Here is a 23,382-nt window from a genome sequence, read left to right on the forward strand (position 1 = left end):
AGGTCAGTCCTGCTCTCCGAGCAGGCGCTGGTGGTTCTGAAAGGCTTGCTGGCTGCTCACCGGCGGTAAGGTCCGCCCCGATCGGCCCGCGCGCGCCAAGAGGCGGCGGGTTTCGGAGGCGAGATTGTCGGCAAGCTGGTGTCCGCTTTCCTTGCGGAGTGCCCGCCATGCGGTCCGGTCGCCCGATCGATAGGCGGAGATCAACGCCAGGCTGGTCCGGCGGGGAAGGACGGCAAAACAGCGCGCGCAGACACGCTGCCAGCGGGAGCGGTTGCGGGTGCAACCGGCGACGTCGCAGCGGTGCTTAGCCATTGGACCGCGCCCTCCGGTTGGAGGGGCCGCAATCGGAGCAGCGGACCCCGCCGGGAACCGGTTTCCAGCCCTGGGGCAGGCTGCCGTCGGGCGAGACATTCTCGATCTGGCAGCCGGCGCAGGTGATGGTGAGGATCTGGGGGAGCGGGCGCGCAAATTCAGCGCGCGAAGCGAAATGTTGCTTCGTCACAGGATATTCTCCGGGCTTTGGGGGTTTTCGAAGATCCAGCAGAGCACGATATGGTCTGCCGGGTTGCGGACATTCTTAGTGGCCAACCATTTGCGGGACTTAGAGCCGCGCAGCAGCTTCTTGAGCTTGTCCATGTCCGGCGGCACAATGCCGGCATTGCGGCAACGGGCCTCGAACTCGACCAAGCGGATGGCGATCTTGTTCAGGTCGCGATGCTGGTTGAGCGATTTGCCTTCCTCGTGATCGGCGGTCTTTTCGCGATCGAGGAGAAATTCGACCTGTTCCCAGAAGCGGGAGACGAGAGGATGATCGCCACCGCATGATTGCTGCCGGTCGAGCGCCATGGCGTCGATCTGCTGTAGCGTTTCCGCGATCCATTCGGGCCGGATGTTCGGGAAAAGATGTGGCAGCGCCTCGACGGCGGCGGCGAGCTGCGAGTGCGTTTTGATCGGGCGGCTGTTGACCAGGCCGGGAACCCGCTTGGACATTTCCCGATCGTGCGCGGTGTAGCGTTCGAAGAAGAAAGGCAGGAACTTTGCTTCGTTGCGGACGACATGGACGATGGTGCCGGACACATTTTCCATCGGCCATGTTTCGAGGCGCACAGCGGCGTCGCGGGTTGCTTCCGACCAGCGCGACTTGTCGATCGGCATCGACATCAGGCGTTCGAGCACAGCGGGGTGCGCGTCGATCCGCTCATTCTGCATGAGGTAGATCGCGCCGAGGAATGGCGGTTCGGAGGTTTCGTATCCGCCCGATTTCTGGCCCAGGCCGCGCGGCGAGCGGCCGCCATAGAGAACCAGCAGCTCGTTCGGATCGAACTGCCGCGTTCCGGCGCGCTTGTCGTCGTCGCGGCCGCTTTCCATGAAGCCGACGGGCAGGTTCGACACCTTGAGCAAGCTGCGGGCGATAAAGGCCGGGGTGCCCTTGTTCGGGTCGAAGCCTTCATAGCCGGCGCGGCCCGCCATCTTCCACATCAGCTCGATCAGGGTGGACTTGCCCGAACCGGGGGGCCCGGTCAGTTCCAGGAAGCCCAGGGTCTTATGGCGGTCGCGGATCTGGACCGCAAAGAAGCTCATCACGAAGAAGGCGAGCGTTATAACGCCCTTGGGTCCGAAGGCGGTCCAGAGATCCGGCACCCATTCGAAATCCATCCGATCCGGATCATATTGGATATCGAGCAGTCGCTCGGGGCTGCGCAGCTTCACCGCCTGCTGGCCGAAGTCGAAATAATTTTCGCCGTTGATCTTCTCGATCCGGCCGTCGCGCACGGCGATATCGGGGAACAGCCAGGCGCGATGCTGGGCCGAATAGCCGGTGAAGGGGATCGGTTCGACCACCTTCAGGCGGCGCGTCTGGTTGCGCATCAGCCGATCAAGCTGCTCGCCCGATCCGCTCCACATGCCGGCGAAGGCCATCAGGCGCTTTTTGAACTCGCCCGAATTGGCGCAGCAGGCGGCGGTGAAACGCGCTTTGACCGTGGGCTGGTCCGGGAAATCGACCTGAAGGAAATAGTTGGTTTCGTCGGAAATCTCGTCCCGCTCGCGGTAGAGCATGCGGAAGGCGCAGTTGGCGATTTCCTCCACGATCAGTTCGTGCGTCTCGTCCTTCCATGAGCTGCGGCACCACCACAGGCGGTTGCCGTGGCGGAAATCGAAGCTGGCGAGCGCCTTGCGTCCGAAGATCAAGTGCGCCTTTTCGCGCGGCTTCTTCGCGATCGTGACCGCGCCATTCCACAGATATTCCTCGATCATTTCCGGGGAGAGCGGGGCGTGTTCGGGCTTTCCCTTCCACTGCTGGTGACGCAGGAAGAGGTCATTCCAGTCGTGCGTGGTGCCCTCGCCATCGGGGCGCACCTGGGCGGCGGTTGCGGCCCAGCCCTCTTCGATGGCGCGATCGACGAATTTGCGGGTCCATTTGACGCCGGCGGCGCCGGGATCGAAGGCGAAAACCAGCTCGGGGCGGGTCGGCCGCTTGATGGCGCGGATCTCTTCCTTGAGCTGGTCAAGGAAATGCTCCGGCCAATAGTTGCAGGACATGGCCGATACAGAGAGCAAACCGGCGCCTTGGTAGAGCGCCTGGGCGTTGAAGATGCCTTCTGTGATGAAGATGCGGTCGGCCTGGGCGAAGTCCGTGATCTTCAGCTTGGACGGCATCCATGCATGGCCGCCCGGCTTGCCGCCCTTCTTGAAATGGGCCTTCTTCCCGAAGCGGCCGGGGCGATCGATGATGCGTTCCCACCAGGTCGGGCCGACCTGAAAGCGGACTGTCGCGCCGGATTGATCGCTTTCAGGGTCGTGATAGACTTCCTGGCTGTAGGCGCCGCGCAGATATTGGAGATCGAAGCCGCGCTCATGCAGCAGATAGGCGTCGGCCGCCGCCGTAGGATTGGCGTCGGTGGTGGGAAAGCGCTTCGACCAATCCTCGAACAGATCGGGCAGCAGGTTGCGGACGCTATCTTCCCATCCGCACCGTTCCTCACGGGAGCAACGGACGATCTTGGGCTCGCTGGCAGAACAGAAGGCTTCCCATTGTTTGCAGTTGGGGCAAAGGCCCTCCTGCATCCAGTTCCCCTTCGGTTTGCGGAATTTGAACCGCTCCTGGAGGCCCTTCAATATTTGTGCTTCGAGATTCACCGGTCCGAATCTCCAGCAACCAGGTGGAGCGTTGGCGCGGGGCGGGCGGAGCGGATGGGGTACGGGCCGAGATATGCTCTGGCCGGGCTGCGAGCCGGTTCCACGCATCCGCCGCATAGGCGAACAAAGCCGCGATCGTTCTTGAAGGCGTCGAAGAGGGTACGGTAATGGCCGCCGCAACCATCGCAGGCGGATGGATTGGCCAGGAATGGCGTGTCGTCAGGCAAAGCGTCCCCCTCGGCCGGATCGCGGCCGTTGTTCAAAATCATTTGTCGGTGGTGGTTGGCGGCCCGATCAGCCGGGGCTGAACATGGTCAACTGATCGGGGTCCTGATCGGGACCGTCGCGGGATGGTGGCAGGACATGAGGCACCTGGTCGCGCGGACAAACCGGAAGGTTCAGGTCCGGGCGGTCGATCAGGCCGGTGCTGTAGGAGTGGACGAAAACCAGCTCCAGCATGAAGGTGTGGGCGCAGCCCGTGTTGGTACAATGCGCGTCGATATGCTTCACCAGGCCGGTCACACGGGCGCTACGGCGGATGAAACAGGGCGCATCGCATTTCGGGCAAGTGATGAGCGCATTATGCTTGGCGCGCTCCCCGCCCGAGCTCGTGCGAAACTGCAAGGGCGCCTCGATGAGGGGGCGCGGCGGGCGATGTTCGAAGTTCATGCCTGATCTCCCTTTTTCCCGCGATCGAGAGCGGCAAGGCCGCTGGTGAAAGTGCCGATGGCATTCTCCGTCTTTTCACGGGCGTTCCTCACCGCGCACGGACTGGTGACGGCACTTAACTCAATGAGCGCGGCAACTGCTTCGCCGGCGTCCACAGCGGCTTGACCGGCCAATTTGGTCAAGCAGGCGTCCGGGAATTTCCTGCCTTCCAAATCGACACGCAGGGCATGAAGACGATGAAAGGGCGCATAATCTCCGCCGCTTTCTAGGAACGCTGAATCGAGTCGCTCAGCATCGACCATGCGAATTTCTGTCTCACAATCCGGATCAGACCAGTGTCGCACTGTACGTTCCGAACGGACGCCGCAGATGGCAGCGCACCGATCCCAACCGATCAGATTGGCAACGGTTATGAGGGTCCCCTTATAACTCAGGGGATCTCGACGTTTTGTCATGGCGCCTCACCCTGGCATAGCGTGGTCCGAACGGTCTGGAAGGCGGCAATGCCTTCCTCGATCTCTGTGATCGCCTTCATACGCGCAGCAGGATCGTGCGAATTCGCAGCTGCGCTCAAAGCGGCGGCGACAGCTTCGCCCGCCTCTTTTGCCGCTTTCCCTGAGACATCGAGCAGACAGGCGAGCTGCGCATTATCGGTCGCGCCCAAGATATCGAGCCGACCAGCGTAGCACTCAAATAGCGGCGCCCCGACGCCCCCGGCATTGCGGTATGCAACGTCTAGCCGGATTGCGTCATGCAGGCTGATCGAGCGGCCTGCGTCGGGATCGCTGAATTTGCGGACGGACCATTCCGACTTGCCAATGACTTCGGCGCAGCCATCCCATCCCAGCAAATCCGCTATCCGTGCAAGAGCCCGATAAGGGGTCAGCGGTCGGCGTTCCTTGGTCATCGACTCGCCCTCAGAGTGTCCAAAAATATGGGTCGATTGCCATTACCTGCGCGGCGGTCGGTCCCTACGAACCTTAGGTCGGCAAATTGATCCACTGCATGTTCGCGGAGTCGAGAAGCCGCATCTTCAACAGGGTAGATGTCGGGGCGTATCCAATGACGAGAAATGCCGGTGTCAGTTTCGGCCTGAATGACATGTTCGGCGGGAAGCTGTTTCGATTGGCTCAGCCATCGGCTGATGGAAGACTGGGAAACACGGAATGCGGCAGCCGCTGCTTCCTGCGTTCCGTAGGCCTCTATTACGAGCTTAAGCGCTTCAAAACGGGTAGGTTTCGTGTCCATGCATTAGCGCATATTAGCGATCTTATATTACGTCAACAGGAAACTAATGATGGATATTAGTTCATCCGCCCTATGCGCTAATAAGGTGACTAAGAAGCTCCCCATAACCGCGATTCGTGTGCGTGAGCGCATGGAGGAAACCGGCACCACCCAGGAGGATCTGGCGGAAGCCGTGGGGGCAACGCAGGGAGCGATAAGTCAGATCCTTACCGGGGCGACGCGAAATTCCCGGCTTCTACCGAAGATAGCCGAGAACCTTGCGGTAAATCTCAGCTGGCTGATCGGCGCTAGCGACGAGAAAATCGATATGTTCGATGCTGCAGGCGAGAGCATCAGTGAGGACGACCTTGCAGCGATACGGACGGGCCTCGGGCATAAGAGGCTCGCCAAACCTGAGCAGCTTCGAATTCCCAAACCGGTGAGTGTCGAAGTTGATGAAGACCTAGTCGAAATTGACAGCATCGACCTGAAATATGGAATGGGCGGCACATTCCTGGACACCGATCATATCGAGGTCGAGAAGGTAAAATTCTCGCGGAGCTGGATCAGTCAGTTCACCAACTCACCCCCTCATATGCTTTGCAGCACCAAAGGTGCGGGTGATTCCATGATGCCGACCATCCATGACCAAGACGTCGTCATCATTGATCGATCGCAGACGCGGCCTGAAATGGGCGATAAGATCTGGGCCATCGTCTATTCAGGCTGGGGCATGATCAAGCGGCTTCGCGCGCAGCCGGACGGGACGATCCGCATCAGCTCTGACAACCAACTTATCCGCGACGATTTTGCTACTGACGGCGACCTCTTCATCGTGGGCCGGGTCGTCGCTGTGGTGAAAAGCGTCTGATGATCTCCGATCGCCTGCCCGCAATGTCCTTGGCGGTCGTGGGCGTGCAATTTCCCAACCGGGACGGATCTGACCGGTGTTTCGAGATTTTGCTGTGCCCTCCAGGTGAACCGGTCGAGTTGCGCCTGGAACCCCACAACAAGCATGATCCGCTCGCTATTGCCGTCTATTCCGCGCGTGCGGTCCAAACCGGTTATCTGTCGACCAGGCTATACAACTTGGTGCCAGCAGCTCAGATCTGGGCATAGTCGGCGCCGGTCAAAAGAAATTGTAAAGCTCGCTGTGTCGTAGGGCTGTCCGATCGATGAAAACGAGGAGAACTTCATGAACGATCTTGATTCCATCCGTGCGCTTAGCCCCCCTATAGGCCCATCCCAAAGTCAGTTGAACCCCGCTTCCTGGGCTTATGAACGGATCGCCAAGAACATCGCCGGTTTCGAAGAGGATCTCAGCGATGATGAGGAGATCGGTTTGCGCCTCGTCGCGACACCAGACACTTCCGTGATGCATATTGAGGATGTCGGTTTCTGGGGACCTGACATGCTGATCTACTACGGCACCAATGAAAATGGAAAGCCGATGCAGCTGATGCAACACTATACGCAGATGTCTATACTGTTGACCGCTGTGCCAAAATTGAAAGACGAACCGAGGCGTATCGGTTTCATCTTAGTCGAAAAAATCGACAGTTAAACACTCTCCAAAGCAACCTTCTGCCGAATACCCCGACTGTCGAGTGTCGTTTCGACCGTTTCGACCAGCCATTTGATGGCATCGATCTTCGTATTCCAGCCCGAGAGCGTCACGCGCCTGTTGGGTTGGATGCGGCAGTCAGCGAAGGCAAGGTCGTATTCGAAACGATAGCCGCCCCGCGCCCGCTTTTTCGTTTCGGCCTCCGCTGCCTGTTTCGCGTCCGCTTCGCTACCATAGACGCGCTTCAGGCGCTTGGGGTTGCTCCCGCCCGTAGAGTGCTTCTTGCGTCGACCGGCGGCCTGGTCGTGCCACTCGGCTTCAACGCCGTCATTCTCGTCCCGCTGGGCGCGTGTGAAGCTCCAGCTCCAGCCGTCCTGCCGCGTTAGCGTGAAAGACGGGATCGCGGTGCCGCTGACCGTGGTCGTGCTCCCGACCGGCATGAAGATCAGCCGCCGGTCCTTCCAGGTGGCGATGGCGTCGTACCGGCTGCCCAGATCCTTGACCAAGGCCATGTCGCTCTTGCCGTTCTGGTCGAGCGCGGTGATGACCTTGGTGGCCAGATCAGGGTGCACCTGGGCGGTGACGCCATGGCGACCGGCAATGTCGGACAGCACGGCGCCGAGCGTGGTGGACTTCCAGCTTTTCGTCCGGCGTTTGCGATAGGAACCGGATAGGTCGGCCGACCGGGCGCGGATCATGATCCGGTCGGGCGGGCCGGATGCCTCCACCTCATCGACGGTGAAACGCCCCTTTTCGACCAGACCCGCGGCGACATCGTCGCTCTGCTCCCACCCCAGCGCGAGGGCGAGAACTTTGCCGGGATCAGGCATGACGAGCTGGCCGTCGGCATTTTGCAGGGCGACGCTCAGTTCGTCGGCCTCCCCGCCGCGCTTCTCGGTCAGCGTGAGTTCCACCAGGCGCGGGTTGATCTTGTCGGTCAGGTCCGTCCCGTCGAGTATGAGCCGCGCACCGGCCCTGTTCGCCGTCATCCGTCGACCCGCTTCAGATCCATGGAGAAATCCTGCCCGCGCGGCAGGCCGCCTGCCATGATCCCGCGATGCATAATGTCGATCGCCTCAATGCGATAGTGGCCCAGCACGCGCCCGAGTCCGTCGACCAGCGGCCAGTTGTCGCCTGTGCCGGCCATTTCGATCAGACGCTCGATCGATGCATAGCTGCCTGCGACCTCCGGCACGACTAGGCCCGCAATGGTGATGATATCCTCGCCGGGGCCAGCGTACTGGCTGGCGGGGCGCTGGCCGAAACGCTCGCTCTCCTCATGCCGCCAGTTCATGCGGCGCTGGAGATCCTGATAGGGGATTGTGTCCATGCCGAAGATGAACATACCAAGCGTCATCAGGTTCGCGGGGCTGAGGGGGAGGGAGGCCATTGGCCGGATTTCGCCCCATCACGCGCGCGATCACAGCGGGTGGACGGGTGGGAGGCAGTGTTACCGGCAAAATGCCATTCAGTTTAGCGCTCCTCCGACAGAGCGCAATTTCTTACAACGCGAAGCACTTGTCGGCACACGATTAACTCATGCCCTCAAACCAAGTCTCTTGATCACATCCACATAGGTGGACTACCTCAACGCCCTCGGCTGCTAGAACTTTTGCCTGTTCGATCCAGTCGCTATCCGTGGCATTATACACGGGCGAGCCTTCCTTGGCGGCCAGCGCAGCAAATTTACGGTCGCTCGGGTCGAATCCTGCATCAATAATCGGCTGAGGAAGGTCGGCATATTGACCATCCTCTCGTAGAGGCAAGTCTACTCGCTCGACGCGCGCAGGCAGGCTCATGAGGATCGTCATATAAAAGCGATCTCCTACCCCCGGTTGCCCGCGCGGATCGAGATAACGCCGATATTCAGTCAGCACCTCACCGGCCGTGTCCACGAGGATCGTCCCACTTGCGACCAGTTCCCGAAGGAAAGTCACGGCAGCCTCGCGACAAGCTACCGAAGGCGGCCTTAGATCACTTGGGTCGGGGCGAGCATTCGCAACGATTGGGACATTCGTATCCACCACACAACGGTTCACTTCGGCGCTTTCATACGTGACAGGCGGGCCAGTTCTGCTTCCGCCGCCTCGGTGAAAGCGTCTCCCATGAAACGATCAGGCCAGTTCCCGATATTACCCAGCGCATCGACCTCCAACGGCACTATTTGGGATTTCCCCTTTGGCGCGTCGCAGAAATAGAGGCGGACATTGTCCGACGTTACCGCCTCCTCGGCAATCCGCCTTTGGAGCCGCAGGAGGAGATGCTCGGAATGACTTTCGAATATGACCTGAACGCCGCGATGGACCGCTGCCTGAATGATCGCATCGGCAAGACCGGCCTGTGCTAGCGGATGCAGGTGGATCTCCGGCTGCTCGAAGATGACGGTCGATCCTTCGGGAACATATTGAAGAAGCGTAATTACCGGCAGAACCTGCGACACGCCAAAACCGACATCGGTCAGAAGGACGTCGCTGGCGCCTTTCCGGGTTTTCACCTTCGCTTGCCAGCGGTTCGACCCTTCGGCGATCTCGTCGACGCTGAAGCTTTCAATGAGCCCCAGCTCACGCAACCAGTGCGCGATCATTTTCTGAAAGGGCATGTATCGCGCATTATATCTGATGTTGCGTGTGTCTTCGGCCTCGGTTGCCGCAAGGATCGCGTCGATCGTCTTTTCGCCCCGCTGGCCGACGTCGCTGGGCCGAGATCGCGCCCATAGATAGTCCCGCTGCGGATATTCTCGAAGCGGACCCAGATAATAGATGTTGTCGAGTTGCTCTTCAAAGCAGGCCTCGAGATCGGCCAGAAACCCGGAATTCTGAAAGAAGGTTCGCGCCTGGTCAGGGAAGGCATAGGACTTGATGGGCCCGGGAAGCTGCCATGGCCGTCCCTGAGTCCGCACGAATGAAAAGCTCTTGGAAGTCTTGCGGAGCGGAAGCGATTGAAGTTCGAACTCAGTGGAATCCTTGCCCTTCTGCGTCAAACTGAAACGAGTATCGCCCAAGGTATAGCCAATGCTCTTTGTCTGCGGAGCACGTTTGTTGACGCCGATCTCCACCTGGAAGGTCAACTCCTCTCCCGACGCAATCGCTGAGGTCCGCTTCCCCGAGGGATCATTAAGGGTAAGCTCCTCCTCGAGGTCAAACGTTAGCTTCGCCTCGATCGACCGGCTCTCGTCATGGGCATGCAGCACATCGCGCATGGTTCCAAGCTGAACGAGATCACCATTTAATTCGAGGGCAATCGCGCGATCACTGGCTTGCTTGGTCTGCTTAAGAAGCAACAGAAACTGGAGCAGGCTGGTCTTGCCCGATGAATTAGTGCCGAAAATCCCAGTGATCCTGCCGCATTGAATGTCGGCATCCTCCCAGGACTTAAAGTTAGTGAATTGCATTGAGGTCAGCATGAATCAGGCCTTAGCAGAAGCTCGTACGCGAAACGAGCGGCGCGATCGTTCGCTAAGAACTATGTGACGGACAGTCATGCTCCCGCAATCATGAAGTCACCCTCTTCCATTGAGGCGACCTTCTGACCGCTATAGCTACTACCCGCTTGCGCCCCACTTAACTCCCATCCTCATAGCTGGAGCGCTCTTTTCGAGCCTTGATCCGCTCGATCCGGTCGATGACACGCTGGGCCAGTGCGTCGGCGTCCTCGCCAGGTAATTGCTGGATATGGAAATGGTAGCTGTCGCCACCGCCCTGGGATGCCGCCACCGGTCCTAGGCGTCGTGCCGCACCTGCCGGGGCGAGCGACATGGCCCCTGCCGCCAGCACGCCCGCTGCCATGCGACTGGCGGCGCGGGCGGGGCCGTGGCGATTGCCGTCAATGCCCTGCTCCAGTCCGCCCGCGACATGGCCGCCAAGGGCCATGAACAGCCGCGAGGGACTTTTGATGCCGAGATAGGATTTGAAGGCCGTGACGCCGGTTTTGGCCATCTGCACGAGCTTCCATGCAAGGGCCATCGGGTTGATGGCCATCAACAGGCCCTGCATCATCATGCTGCCGATGTTCTTTAACCAGTCGGGCAAGCCACCAATGGCCTGCTTTACCCAGGCAACGCCATTGGTGAAGGTAGCGCTGATCTTGTCCCAATTGCTGTAGATCAGATAGGCGGCTGCGCCGACCGCGACGGCTATGGCGGTGATGATGAGGACGATGGGGTTCGCCAGCATCATTGCGCCGGCGCGCAGGACGCCCTGGGCAAGGAAGATCGCGGCACCCCGCAGGAGGGCGAGGACGGGCGCGGCCTTTCGCGCGATCGAGATGACCGATCCGAGCGGGCCGATAATGCTGCCCAGCGCGAATTGAGCCACGCCGAGGCCGATCCGAAAGCTTACCAGCGCCGCTGCCCCCTGCATCAATGAAGCCGCCAGCGCGGGGTTGGCCTGCGCCCAATCCCCGAACCGCTCAGCCGCCCGACCGACAATGTTCAGGACATTGGTGGCGACGGGCAACAGCGTGGTGCCCAGGACGATGGCCAGCCTGGACGCGGTGCCCAGGAAGGCGCGCCACTGAACCGTGGCATCGCGCGCCACGCGCTGGTCAAAGGCGCGGTCCGTGGTACCGGAAGATTTCGCAATCTCCGCCCGCATCTTGCGGAATTCGTCCATGTTCTGGATCAACGACCGCAAGGCCGACTGCGCCTGCATATCCTCAAAGACAAAGCCAAGCTTGCTCATATCACCGCCGGTGGCCTTCATCGTCAGATCGGCAATGGCCTCCAGTGGCGTCTTGCCCTTGGCATAGGCTTGTTTCAGCGCCGCTGGCAGATCGACCCCGAAATTCTTCTGAAACGCTTTGATGGTCGCGGGCGAATTGATCTTGCTCAGCAGGTTCTGCACGTTGTTGGCCGCTTCATCCGCGTCACCGGCGCCGCGACGGGCGATCTGGAGCGCAGCGGACAAATCCGCGACTGCAGGCACGCCCTTCTGCCCCAATGCCTGCATCTGCGCCGTAAGGCCGGGGAAATGGCGCGCCATGTCCTTCACTTCAAAGGCGCCCGCATTGCCTGCGGCGGCCATGATATCGAGCGCCTTGGCGGTTTGGCCTATCGGCACCTTCAGATTGTTGAGGTTGGCATAGGCGGCGGACGCGCCGTCCGCGATCTCCACCTTGAAGGCCGTGCCGAGGCGGCCGATCGGACCGATCATCTGTATCGCCTTGCGCGGATCGAGGCCGAAGCCGGACAGCACGTCCACGCCGGCGCGCATATCCTCCGGCAGTTGCTTCGCGGCGGCGGCCAGGCGAACGATGTTGTTCGCCATCCGGTCCGTTTCCTGGTTCGACAGTTCAGCCTTTTGCTGGATATCGACCATGCCGCTGGAGAAGTCGGCCGCCGCCTTGGTGGCATAGATGAAGGGTGCCGCCATGGCCGCGCCCTTCATGACGTTGTCGGCGCCCTTGCCCTTCAGTTCATCGGCGCGGCGCTGCATGGCCATGCGATCGGCGTCGATCGCGGCCAGACGGCGCTGGCGCTGAAGCTGGGTGTTCGTCTGAGCGAGTTGGCGCTCAAGATCGCGCTCCCGTTCGATCAATTGGGTGACATTGCCGCTGCCCTTGGCGATTTCCCGCTGCACGGACTGAAGGTCGCGGGACAGCTTGCGCGAATCGCCGGCCAGGGCGCGCAGGGACCTGGAGCCCTTGCTGCCCAGGCCAACGATGTTCTTGAGCGCGCCGGACATTTTGTCGACGCCGATGAAGTTCACCAGCAGGGACAGCTTGTTGTTCATCAGCCCTTCTCACCCCACATGGCGTTCCAGCGCGCCGTAGCGCGGCCGCTCCAGTCGATCAGTTCATCGAGATCCAGCTCGCGCAGCTCGGACAGCGGCCAGTGGAAGACGGCGGCGATATTGGCCATCAGGTCTTCGGGAGCTGATCCGCGATGTACATCTCGACCGCCTTCGTCTCCGCCGCCGTCATAAAAAAAGAGCGGATCGCGCCCCCGATCTCGGCCAGGTCATCAGCCTCCAGATCCTCGGCCTCGTCCTTGAGCAGGATCGGGTCGGAAATGCGGGGAATGATGGTGATGATCGCGCCAATGTCGGTGGTGAGAATATCCTGAAGCGTCAGGCCGCGAAGCTCGCTGGCCTTGGGCTTGCGAAGGGTCAGCTCCACGATCTCCGTCTCGCCCCGCTTGATCGGCTGGGACAGGGTTATTTTGGCGAAGCGGTTCTTCGGTTCGGTGGCGGCGGCGATTTCGGCCTGGTCGGTCATGTGCGGGGTTCCTTGGATCTGCGGGGCGATGTGGACCGGTGAGGACCAGGGAATTCATCCCCACCGGCCCGCCTCCGCACGGCCGCCCCGCATTGGGCCGCCCGGAGGATTCGTGCGATGGCTCAGCCCATCAAAATTTCCATGATCTCGGCGTAGCGATCGACGCCATCGACCATGTAGACGCCGCCGAGCACATCAATCTCGACTTCGGTGCGGCCGTCGACCACGCGGCGGTAATAAGCGACGGCGCAGGTGTATTTGTGCTCGGTCGCATCGCCCGGCTTATCCTTGCCCATGTCGATTTCGGTGAAGCGGCCGCCGACATAGATCTCGACTGCCTGTGCCGGCGTACCGTCATCCGCGCGATAAGCCGCCACCAGCCGAAGGCGGACGCCCTCGACGCTGGTGGTTCCGAACTTGCGGATCAACGCCTTTTCATGGCCGCCCAGGGTGAGGGTCGCCTCCATCTTTTCGATGCCCTTATCGAGTGGGATGGAACCGATCGCGCCGCCGCCGCGCCAATCTTCGGTCGCGAGGGCAAGCTTGGGCTGCTCAAATTCGGAGATGACGCCGAGATAGCTGGCGCCATCGGCATAGGCGTTGATGTTAACGAGCGTGCGAGGGAGACCCATGGCGCTATCCTTTCAATAAGGGAGGTCAGGCGAGCTGGTCGGCAAAGCCTTCATAATATTCGGCGGTGTTGATCAGCTCGATGATTGGGTTTTCAAGCGGCGCCGCCGGGGTATATTTGAGGCTGATCGTCGGGCGACCGGCAGCAAGCTGGGTTGAGCTGTTCTTCGCCGGGTCGTAATAGGCGAGTGCGCCGATGATCCGCCCCTCGATCACGAGTTGACGCAGGGCCGCGTTGACAGTTTCCAGCACGTCCTTGATAAGGCCGACCGTCATGGGCTGATCCATGAAGGGGCTGAGTGCCGTGACGATCATGTCCTGGAGCGCGTGGCTGGTCCGCACCGCGCTTTCGAAGGCGAATTCCGGCTGATCGTCGCCGGCGGTGGTCTTGTTGCCCCAGAAGCGGAAGCCGTCATTGCGGATCAGCGTCGTCACCTGGGCATTGTTGAGCAGGCCCGCCGGGGTGGATTCGTCCTGAAGGTCAAAATGGACGTCCTTGGTCAGCGCCGTGATGCCCCCGATCGTCACATTGCTGATCGTCTTGTGCCAGCCCTGCTGTTCATCGATCATGGCGCGCAGGCCCAGCGCGCGGGCGATGGCGTCCCCGGCGAAATCGGGCGAGCTGTCCGGCCAGATCAGCATGAGTTCGCGATCACCGACATTCGCACGATAGGTGATGACCGCCGCAACGTCGGCGCCGATCGCGGCGGCATAGACCATGGCGCGCAGCTTCTTGGCCGCGACGACCAGCTCGGCCGTCACCTCCTGCGTATCGAGACCAGGCGCGCCCAAGATGCGCGGGCGGACGCCCAGCACGCTCTGCGCGGCCAGCAATGCCTGGATGCCGGTATAGTTGGCGCCGTCGGTCCCGCCGATCACATTCGCGTCGGTAGCCTCCTGATCCGCGCCCTCTTCGACGCGGACCACGACAACGATCGGGCTGCCCTGATCGCCAATTGCCTCCAACGCGGCCTGGAGCGTGCCGCCGGTGCCGGCATTGCCCGCCGCCGCATCGACGTCCGTCACGAGGACCGGCTTGTTGAGCGGGAAGGCCGCATTGAGCGCATCGGTGGGAGCGCCAGCGGCAGCGGTGGCAGTGGCGATCAGGCCGATGACGGCCAGGCTCGACTGCCGGATCGTGCGGGCGCCGGTGGTGGTTTCCTTGATGGTAATGCCGTGCATGTCAGATCCTTCAACTGGCGATGGTGGCGGGGAGAGGAATGGCGAGCGTGGTGCGGGCGGTGGATGCCGGCAGATCGGTGCGCGTGCCCGATACGGTGATGGTCAGGGAGCCATCCGTTGGCAGGCCGCTCAACAGTACCTTGCCGATCCTGATCCGGGGTTCCCAGCGGCGCAAGGCAACGACGGTCGCGGCGCGCAGCAGCATCATGGTCGCCGCGTTGATGGGCTGGTCGATCAGATCGAAGATGAGAGAGCCATAGTCGCGCAGCATCACCCGGCTACCCAGCGGGGTGCCGAGAATGTCAGCGATCGACTGGATCAGATGACCCGTGCCGTCGACCGCCTTGCCGTTGCTGACCTGCATCCCGTTCATGGGGACGGCATGGCGATCCGTGACGCGCGCGCGAAGGGGTTGGTAGGGTAAGAGGCGTTTCTACCGCTGCGCTGGCGGCGAAGGGCGAGGCCCCCGTCGGTCAGATGCTCGCCAGCGCGCAGCCGAGACATAATCACTCCGTCTATGACGGCAGTGATAATGACCCAGACGGATGGCTTTCTGCCAGTCCAGTATGAAGACTATCGTTGGCAAAACAGACGCTACCCAGTCTGGGTTTGTTGTCCGGTCAGCGACAAATCTCGCCGTTCGACCGTGATATCACTGTGCTTGGAAGCGGACATTTGCGCATTGTCGCCCGAGCCGTATTAATGCGAACATGATTGCCAATCCGGTGATCCCTTGCCATGCACAGGGGCAGGAGGGTGGCACATGAATGTCTTCGTAAGTGTAGGGACGGGGCTAAGCGCAGAGCAAGATGCTTTCGTAAGCGCAGTGGAGGCTCGACTAAGGGCTGTTGGGTTTTCGCCTTGCACTATCGGTCGAAACACGTTCAGCAGTAATGCCCCACTCCGCGCAGTGGCTGACCTTATGGATCGCTGTTCGGGAGCCGTGGTCGTCGCGGTCGAACGTTACTGGTTTAATGAGGGCATCGAGCGTCGAGGCGGAGCTAAAGAAAGGCGGCTAAGCACGGTGTCTCTGCCTACTTCGTGGAACCAAATTGAGGCAGCGATGGCATATAGCAGAGGCATGCCACTTTTGGTCATCGTCGATGAAAGACTTCGTTGTGACGGGCTGCTTGAAAAGGGCAATGACTGGTTCGTGCACGAGCTTGTAGTCGACCTAAAGTCTCTGAACAGTCCTGCTTTTCTGGGACTTCTCGACGATTGGCGGCAGCGTGTGTCGGAACACAGTAAGACGCCGCAGCTGGTCTCCGATCCATCGAAGATGAGCATTGCTGCACTTTTGGGAGCGCTCAGTCTTCCTCAGATTTGGGGTTTATTGGGCGCTCTCTCAATATTGCTAGGCGGAGCCTTTTCGCTCGGAACGATCTACAAGACGTTTGGTGAGGCTTCGGAAAAATCGGAGGTGTCTAATAAGAACCAGACCGATGCGACTGACATAAAACGGCAGCGCTGAGACCTATACTTCGGTCATTTTTCGCCTTTGTCGGTGTTGGCTATCGTTGACCGGATCACTCCTTGGAAGACAGGATAAACAGTTTAAAGGTCAGCAGTAGTTCGCTTGATAGGATCAATGTGATAGACTTGTCGTCCTAGAGAGATTGCATAAGCTACAATGTCAGCAGTGCCGCCTTTTCCCACTGCATCCTCGCCATCCCAGACAGCAATTATGCGATCCACGTTCCTTGCGATCCATTTTCCTGCTTCCAGGAAGGCACCTTCGTCGGATTTTTTTGATTGCAAATCAACGATCTGAGCCTTTTCGAGAAGCTTCTCATAATTCTTGAGCGGTTCATCCTCGAACTGGCTAGAATAGCCTTCCATGGGAATGACGGCTATCAGCTTACCAGCAGCATCCAATACGGCGTCTGCGAAGATTTGATCGGTGCCTACAGCCAAGCTGGAATAGCCGACGATGATCGATTTGCCCGCGAGGTAACGGTCGATGTGTGACCTAACCCACTGCCAGTCGATGCCCTCACGCTGCTGATGCCCGGTTACACCGATTTTCAATTCCCATTCTCCTAACAGGCAAGTGCGAGTAGTCGGTGCCATATCGATTGCCACGGAATCGCCGTGGCAGCTTGAAACACATAGACGCCAACAAAAACGCGCGGAACGAACTTTTCAGTCTCGTAGAAAGAGTTGTGCTTCTTACCATCACCGTCGGGATCAAGCTTTGCCCATTCATCCGTGAATGGTCGCTCTGTTAAGTGCAGTTCGATGTCGTTGATTACAGCAAATTTTGCGGTGTTGAGAGTCTTGTAGCTGAGGATAGATCGGCTCCAGTAGCGACAAACCAATACGCCAGCCAGCGACACCAACAATGCCGTCTTCAGAGGGGGAGAGCCGCCTCCGAAATAAGCTGAACCTCCTACAAGAATTGTATTTATCGAAAGGTAAAACGAGTTAGCCGCCTGCCGCCTTTGGCTAACCCTATCCGCCATTTCGACCATTAGCTTATATTGCTCTAAGCGCTCAGCTTGTTCGGATTTGCGCCGTTCAGCAGCAGTCTCGCCTTGCAAATATCGTTCACCCTTCACCCGGAATAATCCTGTTGAAGCCGCAGTGCGAGAAACCACTACCCGCATGTCACTTTTTGTTCTTGCCTTCACCCATCATCTGAGTGACCGCATTAGCAACGCCATCCCATGTCCAAGAAATCGTGCGATTGCGCGCTAGTCCCGTTGGAAGTGTGCTGGTTGAATCAGCACCACCTACATAGACCCCAAAATAAGGCACGTTCTGGTCCTTAGCCATCGCAATTTCTTTCACTACTCCTGTTGCACTGCTCATATGCTTACCGACGAGGACGATCATCAAATGGGTTTTGTTGATCTTGGCCTTCACGAGGGCCTCCCATTGCGATTGAGCCATTGGCTCCTTCGCTGACCAATCCTCGTGACTAAAAGGCGTTTTTGAATGCCACGCCTGTCCTGCGAAGAGGACTTTCTCATCACTGTTATTGTCGATATCAAAGCTAATAAACGCGCGCGGTTCAGCCATTGCCACCCCCCAAAAAAAATCGCGAACCACTTTTGTGGCGTTTCTGCCCATTCAGTGCAAGCCTTGACGCGCGATAATTGACCGCCAGCCGCCACCCGTTAATTGCAGTCAGGAACGGCGGCTATCTCAAGTCGGCCATCTGGAAGCCGCCAATCCCCTTCCGGCCATCTTCCCTCATAGCAGCACCTGCACAAATGTCGGCTTCGGAACATGACGGCGGCGCTCAGAATCAGCATGGTCGCTTGAGGACCGGCAGCTTGGTGTTGATCGCAAGGATTGCCAATAGCTCCACTATTGCGGCGGTCCCGTCTGCGCCGTGCCCACCTGCACCCCGCCATGATTGTGAGATTTGAGGCTAACGCCATCGGCCCTGACATCGGCGGTGGCGTCCAAGCTACCGTTCAGCGTGACATTGCCATCGATCGTCACATCGGCGCGGAGCGTGATGCCACCGGGGGCCTCGACCAGGGCAGTGGCGCCGTCAGGAAGGATCGCGGTCAGCGCATGGGCTTCGGGGTCATAGCCAATTCGGGCGCCGTCCTCATATTCGACCAGCTCCGCCAGCGTGGAAGCCGGCGGAGGAAATGCGTCCTGCCAGATGCCGACCAAGACGACGGCGGCGGCGATCTGACCATCGGGGACCAGCAGGATTGCCTGTTCGCCGACGCTGGGGGGTGACCAGACACGCGTTTTCCCTGCGCGGGGAGCAAGCCAGCGGATGGGCGGGGTTTCGGCGCCGCCATCGTCATCATCCGGGTTGCCGTAGCGTACGGTGCAGGTCGCGGTGCCCAGATTAACGGATGCTATGGTGCCAAGGCGGATCAGCTCGGACAGGTCCGCCGGTATGTCTTCCTGTTGGCGGGTCATTGGCGGGGCGAGGTTCCGCCGCGATCGGCGGCGCAAAGGGCGTCCCACTTCGCATTGTGGCCCTCTACTTCCCCTACCGTCTCGTCGCTGTCATAGCGATTTTCGGGGTCAGCCGTCGTGCGCTGGCCATCGGCACCGCGAGGCGCCTGTGCGTAGCTGATCGGGCGGAAGGCCGTGCAGGCGCTATCAGCAATTCTCTGGGGTGCGGGAGTGGCGCAGGCATGAAGCGTTACGCACAACAGGATCACGACGAATGGCTTCTTCAGCATGGGCGGCCTTCAGGGTTTGATCGAGGGTGGCGGTCGCGGTGTCGGCGCGCTGCTGCGCCACGCCGGCGTCATGAGCCTGGGTGACGGCATTGTCCTGCGCCCGATCGGAGCAGCGGACCAGGAGCAGGACGAGGGTGACCAGCGCGGGAGCCGCCAAGGCGGGCCAGAAGCGCTTGAGCAGGGCGCGCGCCGTTGTCATGCCGCCAGTGCCACGCGGTTGAGCAGCCAGCCATAGAGGAAGGCTTCCTGCGAAGCGTTGCGTTCCGCGATGCCGATATATCGCTCGCCCTGGAGCGCATTCAGGCCCGCGAGCAGAACGTCGATGCGACCACGGCGCGGATGCGCCAGATAGGCCGCGAGCGCTGCATCGCTCTTGCCGCCATAGTTGCCGTCGATCTTCGCCAGATCGGGCCAGAGCTTGCCGCCCTCGTTACAGGCATTGAGGACGCGCTGGAGGAACATGACGCCCCAGGGCGCGCCCATGTTGACGCCGGTGTCCAGCGCTTCGGCCGCCAGTTCGGGCGAGCGCTTCGCTAGGAGGTCGATACCCTGCGCCGTCACAAACTGGCGCCAGTAGATGGAAAAAGCGCGGTCACGCGGGAATTCGCGCATGTCGCCGGCATAGCCGTCCTCGCGCGCTTTCGCCTGGGTGATGCCGAACCGGGTGGGACCGCCGCGATCGGCTGGGTGGTTCACATATGGCCCCTCCCGCTCGATCACGTTGTCGATCGTCTGGTTGAGAGTTTTGGTCACGGCTTGAACCTCCCACAATGATGATGGCCCTTGCTGCGCCGGTCATGGACGTGCGCCCGCCACAGCGCGAAGCTGGACGCGGCAAGGCTGATGATGGTGATGATGGCCATAAATTCGGATTTCATGCGCCTCCTCCTTCTTCGGAAAGGCCCACCCGCTTACGGAAAAGATATTTCGCGCCGTCGATCAGCATGGCGAAACCGATGAAGCCGAGACCCATCGTTACCAGCACGCCGACGATCGGCGGAAGATCGAAATAGACACGTCCCGCCGTGGCCAGCGTGGCGAAGGCCGGGAGCGCGGAAAGCTCAGTGATGGCAAGCCATTTCCGGCGTTTGTGCCAGGCATCGAGCTTCGCCGGGTCGCTGGGCATTTCGATGTCCAGGCGCGCCATCTTGTGCGCGATCTGGCCCACCGCGACGGTCGCTCCGGCGATGAGGGCCAGCGCCCACCAGATCAGAAAGTCCCGAAGATCGTTCATGCAGGGGGCATGGCGTGCAATTGCGCGCGCGCGAAGAGGCTCGCAGGGTAGGAGACGACGCTACCGAGGCCCAAGACGAGCCGCAGACCGCGCTGACACTGGTCGATGCACGCCCCTGTGGTTCAGCCGCTGGACGCGCCCAAGATAGAAACAGATAATGCGCGGCGTCAGGATGATTCTTGCTGCCTCATTTTCACGGAGATCTGAATGAGCAGAAGCGAGCGCGAAACCGGGGGTATGCTTGCTCTAACTGGGACTAAGGTACAAAATCCCGCTTTAGTAGAGATGGGGGAAGTCAGGGGAATTGCTCTAGGTCCGGAATTAAAAAAAGGACAACGCGGTGCAATTATAGCTGATGATTTCGGATTATCAGGAAATGATGAATCGGTAGTAGTAAAGGTCCTAAATCCCAACGTCGATACGTATAGAATGGCTCTTCTTTTTAATGAAGTACTCGACTTGCCAGCCTTCGGGGGTTTTGCGGCGTGCGCCCCCGGCGATCCATTTGGCTTGGAAAACATGGGACACGTTCGCCGGTCAGAATATCTCATGAATGGTGTTGTGAGATTTCCCGAAGTACAAGCCGTACCTATTCTCACGTATGAAGGTCTCAATAGTCGGGAGCCAGGCGCCTGGACAATTTGGCACGAGCCCGAATATGATCCGATACCTGCTGTTTTTTCTGATCCGAATCTTGCTGCTAAATTGGCGCTGCAAGATTGCTTATTGATCCCTGGCCGAGAAGTGCCATTTCAAGATATTGTTGAGTTCCGAGAACGTAATCGCAAACAGCTTTTGAATTTACGGGAGCATCTGGAGCGGCTCGCAATTCAGGTCGCCTCGACGGGACCCGATCCCGCGCTTTTGCGGCTAGAGACCGAAGCGCTCGATCGCGCCATTGGCGAATATACTGAAGAGGCACGGAAGCCGAATTGGAAAAAAGCCATCGGTAACCTCGAAATTACCATCAATTGGACGGACATAGCAAAAGCCGCCATGGTTCCCGCAGCAACTGTCGCCCCTTTCTCATTAACAGCGGGAGGAATAGCCGCTCTTGTGGGCGGATTAAGTTCGTGCCTCTCCATCGAGACATTCCGAGGTCTGAAAGGTGCCCCTCCTGGTTCGCCGTATGAATATGTTGTATCTATAAGACGAGAATTGGGCTGATAGCTCTCTCAACTAATCCGCCCGGCTGCGCTGTCTTTAATTATGGCGCCATTAGCCCGAGCGGATTGGCGATATCGATAGTGCCGCTCGAATTGACTTTCTGCGGCGCGCTCCCCCGGAACCGCAGATCGCCAAGGGGCACGGTAATAGTCCCGTTCCGTGCCCAGAGGTGACAGCAAGGCCGCGTCGGATCGAGCGGTGCGCCACCTTCATCGACGGGATCGATCGAAGCGCAGTTGTAGAGCGTGAGGCGGTTCTTTGTGCCAACCCCGCCGTGCACGCCGAAACTGCGTCTGGCCCCTTCGACAGTGACGTTGAAACCTATGGCTTCGGTCGCAACGCCCGTGTCACCCGGCAAGGGCGTACCAAGGGGTTGCTCGATGGCGGCGAAGCCTTCCCCGGTGGTCAAGTCCCACAGGCCCGTTTTGCGGATCAGACCATCGCGGTGGACAGTCCTGCCACCATAGGCGGTCGCGACTCCCCGATCTCCGGCATATTCATACAAGAAATTCTCCGCCTCCCCGCCGCAGCCTTCATGAACCGATTCCGCGTCATCCAGCGAATAAGCGCACCACATACCGCTGATCTTATGGCGAACCTTTCGATCATCGGCGGTGAAACGGTGCGCGCCGATATTGTCGATACCACTGCCGACCGCGATGCAATCCCTAATCTCGGTAAAGCGAGTGTCCGACCATTGGATGTTCTCCTGCCGCGAGCCGCAAGTATACAGATCAGTCAGCAGAGCAGATCGGAAACCGCGCACCTGGACGTTGCGCGTGAAATACAGGATTTCTAGCCCACCAAGTTCAAATTCCTGTTTGCCGTTGCCTTGATTGAACAGGTTATATTGTGCCGGAATATAGATGCTCGCCAGCCTCCCGTCACCGCCGGCCGAACAGGTGAAGTATAGCGTCGGCACGCCAGGCGAGCTGGTCGGCAGTGCGCCGGTTTCGTCGGCATAGAAGGCCGGATAGGCGAGACCATCGATCTGCGCCAGGCTAGCAGTCTTCGTATTGATCGCCGTGTATCCCATGATGCGGGTGTGATCGAGACGATATGACCGGCCGCGATGCAGCGGGTGACGTTCCGCATCAGAGATGGCGGTCAGCAGATCGGGCACCCCGTCCTGCCAGATTGTAGGGACGCCGCTCAGATAGCCGACGATGGTCGGCGGCCCAGCGATGGTCTGCGAATGGAGCAGGGCATGGGAGACCTGATAGACCTTTGCGAATCCTGGCGTCTTCGTGATCGCTCCGAGTTCGTCCAGGCGGACGCCGCCCAATACACGCGCCCTGACACCCGGTGCTACGCTGATGCGAATATGTTCCTTGGCCGTTGTTACTTGGGCAGCGGAAACGCGATAGTCGCCGTTTTCGGTGATGACGACGGTGCCCGACGTCCCCACGGCCTTAAGTATCTTGTCGAATGTTTTCATCGGCGCGGTCAGCGCCCCATTGTTCTTGTCGTTGCCCGTCGTACCGGCGAGGTAGAGCGCCGGATCCTTGCGCGGCATCCGGAAGGTGGAGATGCCGCCTCGCCCGACGAAAGGCAGGGTGAAATATAGCGACCGCGCATTGGTCCCGCCGGTGTTGCGGATGATGAGGCGGAAATCCAGCACCGCAGCGGTAGCGAGCTTGGCGATATTCGACAGGCTGTTTGCTGGCGTCCCCAGCAAGCCCGTCTTATCCCCCAACTGCCCCGTCGTCGTGCCGCCGGCGATGGCACCGCGCGCGGCGGTCAACTGGATCAGGTCGAAGGTGCAACTGCTCGCGCCGCCAGTGCCAGCGGCCGGAGAAGGCGTCAGATAGAGGGGTTGGACGGACGCGCTGATAACTTCACCGACGTCCAGGTTGGCCAGTTCGGTGAAAGAAAAGACTGTGTCCATCACAGTGTTGGCAGGGCAATCGAGGCGCCAACAGGGGATATTGTTGTAGAAGTCCGGCACCGGGAGGGCGTGCGATCCGCCGGCCGCCAGATTACCGCTGGTGTCGGAAAAATTGACCTGCGCAGAGGTAAACCAGTTGGGCTGCTGGTCGCCCAGCGCCAGTGCGAGAAGCACGTCCTTGGTCGGAGCGATGCCGATCGCGGCGAGATACGCCTTCACCCCGGCCCGGGAGGTTTGGTCACCCTGCTCGACAATGAACTGTTCGCTGGCGTCGGGCGTCTCAAGCGCGGGCAGGTCTTTAATCTTGGGCATG

General features: G+C 59.9%; 31 protein-coding genes. 5 read left to right on the forward strand and 26 right to left on the reverse strand.

The genetic code is table 11. The features are described 5' to 3' along the window. Positions 1–3: 3 nt before the first annotated feature. The 7 genes from RUH75_RS00135 to RUH75_RS00165 all read right to left on the reverse strand — a co-directional run bounded on the left by RUH75_RS00135 (position 4) and on the right by RUH75_RS00165 (position 5,055). Positions 4–312 (reverse strand): hypothetical protein, encoded by a 309-nt coding sequence (locus RUH75_RS00135; protein WP_313800947.1) that lies wholly within the window; start codon positions 310–312, stop codon positions 4–6. After that, on the reverse strand, positions 305–502 hold the full coding sequence (locus tag RUH75_RS00140) for a hypothetical protein (protein WP_313800949.1): 198 nt from the start codon (positions 500–502) through the stop codon (positions 305–307). Before RUH75_RS00140 ends, RUH75_RS00135 begins: the two co-directional genes overlap by 8 nt. Next, complete coding sequence (locus RUH75_RS00145; protein ID WP_313800951.1) at positions 499–3,138, reverse strand: bifunctional DNA primase/helicase; 2,640 nt, start codon at positions 3,136–3,138, stop codon at positions 499–501. The genes RUH75_RS00140 and RUH75_RS00145 overlap by 4 nt, the downstream gene beginning before the upstream one ends. Before the next feature lie 294 nt (positions 3,139–3,432). Then, positions 3,433–3,807 (reverse strand): ogr/Delta-like zinc finger family protein, encoded by a 375-nt coding sequence (locus tag RUH75_RS00150; protein WP_313800953.1) that lies wholly within the window; start codon positions 3,805–3,807, stop codon positions 3,433–3,435. After that, the gene (locus RUH75_RS00155; RefSeq protein WP_313800955.1) at positions 3,804–4,109 is read right to left on the reverse strand and encodes a hypothetical protein; all 306 of its coding nucleotides are present in this window, start codon (positions 4,107–4,109) and stop codon (positions 3,804–3,806) included. Before RUH75_RS00155 ends, RUH75_RS00150 begins: the two co-directional genes overlap by 4 nt. Before the next feature lie 149 nt (positions 4,110–4,258). Further along, on the reverse strand, positions 4,259–4,714 hold the full coding sequence (locus RUH75_RS00160) for a hypothetical protein (protein ID WP_313800957.1): 456 nt from the start codon (positions 4,712–4,714) through the stop codon (positions 4,259–4,261). Then, a complete protein-coding gene (locus RUH75_RS00165) occupies positions 4,711–5,055 on the reverse strand; it encodes a YdaS family helix-turn-helix protein (RefSeq protein ID WP_313800959.1) in 345 nt (114 codons plus the stop codon). The genes RUH75_RS00160 and RUH75_RS00165 overlap by 4 nt, the downstream gene beginning before the upstream one ends. Positions 5,056–5,140: 85 nt before the next feature. Here RUH75_RS00165 and RUH75_RS00170 point away from each other — a divergent pair, with 85 nt between their 5' ends. The 3 genes from RUH75_RS00170 to RUH75_RS00175 all read left to right on the forward strand — a co-directional run bounded on the left by RUH75_RS00170 (position 5,141) and on the right by RUH75_RS00175 (position 6,598). After that, positions 5,141–5,905: an XRE family transcriptional regulator gene (locus tag RUH75_RS00170; protein ID WP_313800961.1), complete on the forward strand. Its 765-nt coding sequence runs from the start codon at positions 5,141–5,143 to the stop codon at positions 5,903–5,905. A 23-nt stretch (positions 5,906–5,928) separates the two neighbouring features. After that, entirely contained in the window at positions 5,929–6,153 is a 225-nt protein-coding gene (locus RUH75_RS23610) for an HIRAN domain-containing protein (protein ID WP_409592301.1), read from the forward strand. Between the two features lie 76 nt (positions 6,154–6,229). After that, the gene (locus tag RUH75_RS00175; RefSeq protein WP_313800963.1) at positions 6,230–6,598 is read left to right on the forward strand and encodes a DUF6173 family protein; all 369 of its coding nucleotides are present in this window, start codon (positions 6,230–6,232) and stop codon (positions 6,596–6,598) included. On the opposite strand, the gene RUH75_RS00180 is transcribed toward RUH75_RS00175, so the two are convergent. The 10 genes from RUH75_RS00180 to RUH75_RS00225 form a co-directional block, all read right to left on the reverse strand. Beyond that, positions 6,595–7,587 carry a contractile injection system protein, VgrG/Pvc8 family gene (locus tag RUH75_RS00180; protein ID WP_313800965.1) on the reverse strand — a complete coding sequence of 331 codons (993 nt, stop codon included), beginning with the start codon at positions 7,585–7,587 and terminating at the stop codon, positions 6,595–6,597. The genes RUH75_RS00175 and RUH75_RS00180 overlap by 4 nt on opposite strands. Continuing rightward, positions 7,584–7,988 carry a phage tail protein gene (locus tag RUH75_RS00185; protein ID WP_313800967.1) on the reverse strand — a complete coding sequence of 135 codons (405 nt, stop codon included), beginning with the start codon at positions 7,986–7,988 and terminating at the stop codon, positions 7,584–7,586. Before RUH75_RS00185 ends, RUH75_RS00180 begins: the two co-directional genes overlap by 4 nt. A 142-nt stretch (positions 7,989–8,130) precedes the next feature. Continuing rightward, positions 8,131–8,535: a hypothetical protein gene (locus tag RUH75_RS00190; protein ID WP_313800969.1), complete on the reverse strand. Its 405-nt coding sequence runs from the start codon at positions 8,533–8,535 to the stop codon at positions 8,131–8,133. A gap of 98 nt (positions 8,536–8,633) precedes the next feature. Beyond that, positions 8,634–10,001 (reverse strand): DUF3696 domain-containing protein, encoded by a 1,368-nt coding sequence (locus RUH75_RS00195; protein ID WP_313800971.1) that lies wholly within the window; start codon positions 9,999–10,001, stop codon positions 8,634–8,636. Between the two features lie 157 nt (positions 10,002–10,158). Further along, a complete protein-coding gene (locus tag RUH75_RS00200; RefSeq protein ID WP_313800973.1) occupies positions 10,159–12,327 on the reverse strand; it encodes a phage tail tape measure protein in 2,169 nt (722 codons plus the stop codon). Next, complete coding sequence (locus RUH75_RS00205) at positions 12,327–12,455, reverse strand: GpE family phage tail protein (RefSeq protein ID WP_313800975.1); 129 nt, start codon at positions 12,453–12,455, stop codon at positions 12,327–12,329. Before RUH75_RS00205 ends, RUH75_RS00200 begins: the two co-directional genes overlap by 1 nt. Beyond that, positions 12,455–12,811 carry a phage tail assembly protein gene (locus RUH75_RS00210; protein ID WP_313800977.1) on the reverse strand — a complete coding sequence of 119 codons (357 nt, stop codon included), beginning with the start codon at positions 12,809–12,811 and terminating at the stop codon, positions 12,455–12,457. Before RUH75_RS00210 ends, RUH75_RS00205 begins: the two co-directional genes overlap by 1 nt. Before the next feature lie 122 nt (positions 12,812–12,933). Continuing rightward, positions 12,934–13,443, reverse strand: a complete 510-nt coding sequence (locus tag RUH75_RS00215; protein WP_313800979.1) for a phage major tail tube protein — start codon at positions 13,441–13,443, stop codon at positions 12,934–12,936. A gap of 25 nt (positions 13,444–13,468) precedes the next feature. Next, the gene (locus RUH75_RS00220; RefSeq protein WP_313800981.1) at positions 13,469–14,623 is read right to left on the reverse strand and encodes a phage tail sheath subtilisin-like domain-containing protein; all 1,155 of its coding nucleotides are present in this window, start codon (positions 14,621–14,623) and stop codon (positions 13,469–13,471) included. Positions 14,624–14,633: 10 nt separating this feature from the next. Continuing rightward, complete coding sequence (locus RUH75_RS00225; protein WP_313800983.1) at positions 14,634–14,996, reverse strand: GPW/gp25 family protein; 363 nt, start codon at positions 14,994–14,996, stop codon at positions 14,634–14,636. 537 nt (positions 14,997–15,533) lie between these two features. Between RUH75_RS00225 and RUH75_RS00230 the strand changes: the two genes are divergently transcribed. Then, positions 15,534–16,094, forward strand: coding sequence for a hypothetical protein (locus tag RUH75_RS00230; RefSeq protein ID WP_313800985.1), 561 nt, complete (start codon positions 15,534–15,536; stop codon positions 16,092–16,094). Between the two features lie 83 nt (positions 16,095–16,177). Here the strand turns inward: RUH75_RS00230 and RUH75_RS00235 are convergent, their stop codons facing one another. From RUH75_RS00235 to RUH75_RS00270, 8 genes are all read right to left on the reverse strand, one after another. Next, positions 16,178–16,651, reverse strand: coding sequence for a hypothetical protein (locus tag RUH75_RS00235; RefSeq protein ID WP_313800987.1), 474 nt, complete (start codon positions 16,649–16,651; stop codon positions 16,178–16,180). An 11-nt stretch (positions 16,652–16,662) separates the two neighbouring features. Then, positions 16,663–17,181 carry a hypothetical protein gene (locus RUH75_RS00240; RefSeq protein ID WP_313800989.1) on the reverse strand — a complete coding sequence of 173 codons (519 nt, stop codon included), beginning with the start codon at positions 17,179–17,181 and terminating at the stop codon, positions 16,663–16,665. A 49-nt stretch (positions 17,182–17,230) separates the two neighbouring features. Further along, a complete protein-coding gene (locus tag RUH75_RS00245; protein WP_313800991.1) occupies positions 17,231–17,695 on the reverse strand; it encodes a TIR domain-containing protein in 465 nt (154 codons plus the stop codon). A 240-nt stretch (positions 17,696–17,935) separates the two neighbouring features. Beyond that, complete coding sequence (locus tag RUH75_RS00250) at positions 17,936–18,511, reverse strand: phage baseplate assembly protein V (RefSeq protein WP_313800993.1); 576 nt, start codon at positions 18,509–18,511, stop codon at positions 17,936–17,938. Between the two features lie 186 nt (positions 18,512–18,697). Beyond that, entirely contained in the window at positions 18,698–18,979 is a 282-nt protein-coding gene (locus RUH75_RS00255) for a hypothetical protein (RefSeq protein WP_313800995.1), read from the reverse strand. Next, on the reverse strand, positions 18,976–19,533 hold the full coding sequence (locus tag RUH75_RS00260; protein WP_313800997.1) for a glycoside hydrolase family 108 protein: 558 nt from the start codon (positions 19,531–19,533) through the stop codon (positions 18,976–18,978). The genes RUH75_RS00255 and RUH75_RS00260 overlap by 4 nt, the downstream gene beginning before the upstream one ends. Next, a complete protein-coding gene (locus RUH75_RS00265) occupies positions 19,530–19,658 on the reverse strand; it encodes a hypothetical protein (protein ID WP_313800999.1) in 129 nt (42 codons plus the stop codon). Before RUH75_RS00265 ends, RUH75_RS00260 begins: the two co-directional genes overlap by 4 nt. Next, complete coding sequence (locus RUH75_RS00270; RefSeq protein WP_313801001.1) at positions 19,655–20,014, reverse strand: hypothetical protein; 360 nt, start codon at positions 20,012–20,014, stop codon at positions 19,655–19,657. Before RUH75_RS00270 ends, RUH75_RS00265 begins: the two co-directional genes overlap by 4 nt. 207 nt (positions 20,015–20,221) lie before the next feature. On the opposite strand from RUH75_RS00270, the gene RUH75_RS00275 reads away from it, so the two are divergent. Continuing rightward, positions 20,222–21,181 carry a DUF6236 family protein gene (locus RUH75_RS00275; protein ID WP_313801003.1) on the forward strand — a complete coding sequence of 320 codons (960 nt, stop codon included), beginning with the start codon at positions 20,222–20,224 and terminating at the stop codon, positions 21,179–21,181. A gap of 40 nt (positions 21,182–21,221) precedes the next feature. On the opposite strand, the gene RUH75_RS00280 is transcribed toward RUH75_RS00275, so the two are convergent. Further along, entirely contained in the window at positions 21,222–23,381 is a 2,160-nt protein-coding gene (locus RUH75_RS00280; RefSeq protein WP_313801005.1) for a hypothetical protein, read from the reverse strand. Between the last annotated feature and the right edge of the window lies 1 nt (position 23,382).

The sequence above is a fragment of the Sphingobium sp. genome, assembly GCF_032153725.1.
Lineage (GTDB): Bacteria > Pseudomonadota > Alphaproteobacteria > Sphingomonadales > Sphingomonadaceae > Sphingobium.